This window comes from Colwellia sp. F1, from assembly GCF_056238625.1.
The window spans coordinates 1-3486 of record NZ_JBWDLI010000047.1 but is presented as its reverse complement, the minus strand read 5'-3'; the positions used below and the strand labels follow the sequence as shown (position 1 = coordinate 3486).

Below are 3486 nucleotides of genomic sequence, written 5' to 3'. Positions count from 1 at the left end.
GTCTTTGACAGGATACCTACACCCAATGGCAGGGCGGCTAGGCCCATTACGCTATTACGCATGAACTTACGACGGCTCTGATTAGCCATGGTGTCTCCTTAGCGTCACGGTTTGACGTTTTTTTGCTTATGTTGTTGGGTGGTGATCCACCTCTAATACTCCGACAAAACTAAGAAACCGGAGTTCTCTAAGCCATGCTAGCGCATGCTCAAAATTAGTGCGAATAACCTTATGAAAAGCGCGACAATTAACCACGTCACTAAGCGGTGCTTGGTCTTGGCAAGCAGCCTGTTATACTCGCCTCTGGTTGCTGATTAGATTGTTAACGCTACTTTGGGGGTGTCATGCAAAACGCTGTGATTTTAATCAATACTGAGAAAGGCCAGGTAAAAGCAGTCGCTGAGCGCCTTGCTGATGTAGACGGTATTAGCGAAGTCTATTCGACGTGTGGTCGCTATGATTTGGTCGCGATAGCCCGTACCCCTGATTTTGAAAGCCTTGCTGAACTGGTCACAGAACGACTAAATGCTGTCGAGGGTATTAGCGATACCGAAACACTCAATGCGATGCAGGTACACTCCCGTCACGACCTAGAAACGATGTTTTCCCTGGGCTGGTAACCGGCAAATTAGCTGATATAAAAAAGCAGGATGCAGAATCATTATTGTAGGGAGTAAGGCTGTTGGGAAAATCGCTTTCGCGCTGGCGTCGTCGGGGAAAACGCCTGGGTATCGCTGTGCTTTTTGTCGTAGTAGGAACGGGGCTTTGGGAATTTCAGGAGCGTCAGCATCAGGATGATTATACCTGGATGGGCGTGCCTACCTGGGATGGGTTTCAGCTAACAACATTTCACCGTGTGCTGAGAAACGATGGCTTTTTAGCGGGATGGTCTGATGTGCGGGTAAACCCACTTTGGGTCAGCTATCAAGTCGAAGCGGTGCCCGATGATACTCGTATTGGCCCGCGGCCTAATTTTAAAGCTGACTGGCGCACGTTATGGCCAATAGGTACTGATAGCTATTCCGGCAGTGGTTATGATCGCGGACACTTAGCACCTAACTATGCCATTGCAGCGGTGCATGGTCGTAACGCTCAGGTCGATACCTTCTTGATGAGTAATATGACGCCGCAGCGGCCTAACTTGAATCGCCAGCTTTGGCAGCGCCTTGAAGAGTCGGTGATGGACCATTTTGCGCCGCGCTTTGATCGCTTGCAGGTGATTACTGGGCCTATTTTTCCTGAGCACTTCATGGACAATGCGTTTAATCGCGTTGGTTTTGTGGAAGTGCCAGAAGCGTTTTATAAGATTATCGTTGTGCCGAATGAAGAGGCGCCGTTGGCGCTTGCCTTTATTATGCCGCAGGACGTTCGTGGTAATGAGTCGTTAGCCGATTATCTGGTGACTATCGATGAAATAGAGTCGCGCACAGGGCTGAATTTCTTCCCTGATTTAGCGGCAGAGCGTGAAGCTGTTCTGGAAGGGCAATTGCGTACTCAAGGCTGGGCGCTAGAAGAAGTAGCGCGACGTCCTGGGCGTTTCCAGTAATTTGTCTAATTGAAGCATTTAAAGTCAAGGCATTTAAAGTCAAAGTGCTTTCGAGGACATAGGCTTAACGCGACGGCAATCTCGTTTAGTTCTTTCGTCTAGCTGTCTCGTCTATCTGTCTCGCCTAGCTCTTCCTGGCTAGGGGTGTTTGACAGCGAGATGGATGCTGATGGGCTGACAGAAAGTTTTATCTTTGCCTGATAGTGCAACTTGGACAGTAATTTAAACGGCTACTCTTCTTCTTGACTCGTGTTGAGATAGAGTAGCCGTTTTTATTGCATGGAGGCCCCAGAACTTATTTGAACACTTGTCTTAAAATAAACAACGATCATAAAAAAAGATAGCTACTTACCCAGCACTTCTTTCTAGGCATTATCAACCATTCCCCCTCGTGACTACGACAAGCGTTTTTACGTGACGTGGATAGCTACATCATAGCTACATTGGCATAACACAAGCGCTCGCTGGCAAGCCATATTCAATCTGAACTTCTTGGTGGGCTGAATTTTATGTATTTTGTCTAAGTTAGACTAATTATTCTTACAGGTTGATATGGCGGTAGTGGCATGGTTGTTGCTAATATTTGAATGCCCATTTGGGCTATACATCTTCACTCTTGATTAAGCATATATTTATGCGGTGTGTTCTGAGCAATCATGCTAATGGATCAGTACTGGAGGGGATAGGTAAGTGACTGTAAAAAAAGAAGAGTATGAATTTTCCGCGCTGGATGATGAACTGTTGGCGAGTTATTATCTAAGTTTCCACGATCTAATGACTCAGGCGGAAGAGGCTACAGCTTCAGATATTGCAGCTGATGCAGTTAACAAAGTTCTGGGAGGGGGGCTAGCAACTAACGTTACCTATACCGGCTCAAGTAATGCTGCGTTTTGGGTTGATAACTTTGAAATTCTGCCAGAAGAAGGTTTTGAGTTGCCAGCCTACCAATATGGTCAGGGTATTATGTTGTCGACAGGTGGGTTCCCAGGCTCAGAGAATACCACGACTGGGGATAGTGTAAATCACGGAGAGCCAGGAGACTCAGATCTAACCGAAACGGCACTTGAAGCATTCCCAGGAGCGGGTAGCACAAACGATGCGTCAGTGATTGAGTTTACGGTAAATGTTAATGACCCGGATGTGGATACACTTCGTGCAAGCCTTGTATTTGGCTCAGAAGAGTTCCCAGAATTTGTTGACAGTGACTATGTAGATATTGCTGCTTTATATGTCAACGGCGTTAACTACGCTGAGTTTGCTGCGACGGATAAACCGCTAAGTGTTATTTCAGATAACCTTGAGTCAGGTGTATTTGTTGATAATAGCAACCAACTTAGTTCTCCTTATGCAATTGAGTGGGACGGCTTCAGCAGAGAGATTGTCGTTCGTGCTCCCCTGCAGCAAGGCGAAAATACCATCAAGATTGGCATCGCTGATACTGGTGATCTCATTCTGGATTCAGGGCTTTTTGTATCTGATCTCTCTCTGATTAGCGGGGGAGGCTCGGGCGGTGGTGTGCTAAGTGCATTGGTTCCGGATACTGAAGGTAACGTCACTACAACCGTGGCTGCAGAAGAAGTCACGTTGAATGAGCAGGCAAACATCGTCACAGGCAGTACTGCTGAGTTGAATGGTGATGTCATTGTTGGCTTTGAGACGAATGACAAAGTAGTTGTTAAAGATAGCTTTTTTGATGTGTCGGATGTGACATTTAGCCTTGGGTCAGTGATTTTAGATATTGATTCTAATCAGGACGGGGAGAATGATACGACGCTGACGTTTGCTGACTTGGATGATCCAGATAGCTTTGTGTTTACACAAGCTGAAGATGGCACCACGATCACCCTTGATGAGACTTCTCCGGAGCCAGAACCAGAGCCAGAACCAGAACCAGAGCCAGAACCAGAGCCAGAGCCAGAGCCAGAACCAGAGCCAGAACC

Annotated in this window: 3 protein-coding genes; all 3 read left to right on the top strand. The window is 46.9% G+C overall.

Annotation, left to right across the window (positions count from 1 at the left end):
• Positions 1-344: 344 nt before the first annotated feature.
• Positions 345-620, top strand: coding sequence for an Lrp/AsnC family transcriptional regulator (locus tag AC0UA9_RS16880; RefSeq protein WP_009721675.1), 276 nt, complete (start codon positions 345-347; stop codon positions 618-620).
• Between the two features lie 62 nt (positions 621-682).
• Positions 683-1546: a DNA/RNA non-specific endonuclease gene (locus tag AC0UA9_RS16875; RefSeq protein ID WP_125750192.1), complete on the top strand. Its 864-nt coding sequence runs from the start codon at positions 683-685 to the stop codon at positions 1544-1546.
• Positions 1547-2320: 774 nt separating this feature from the next.
• Positions 2321-3486 (top strand): choice-of-anchor L domain-containing protein (locus tag AC0UA9_RS16870; RefSeq protein WP_475661838.1); only part of this gene is annotated, 1166 nt, incomplete at its 3' end.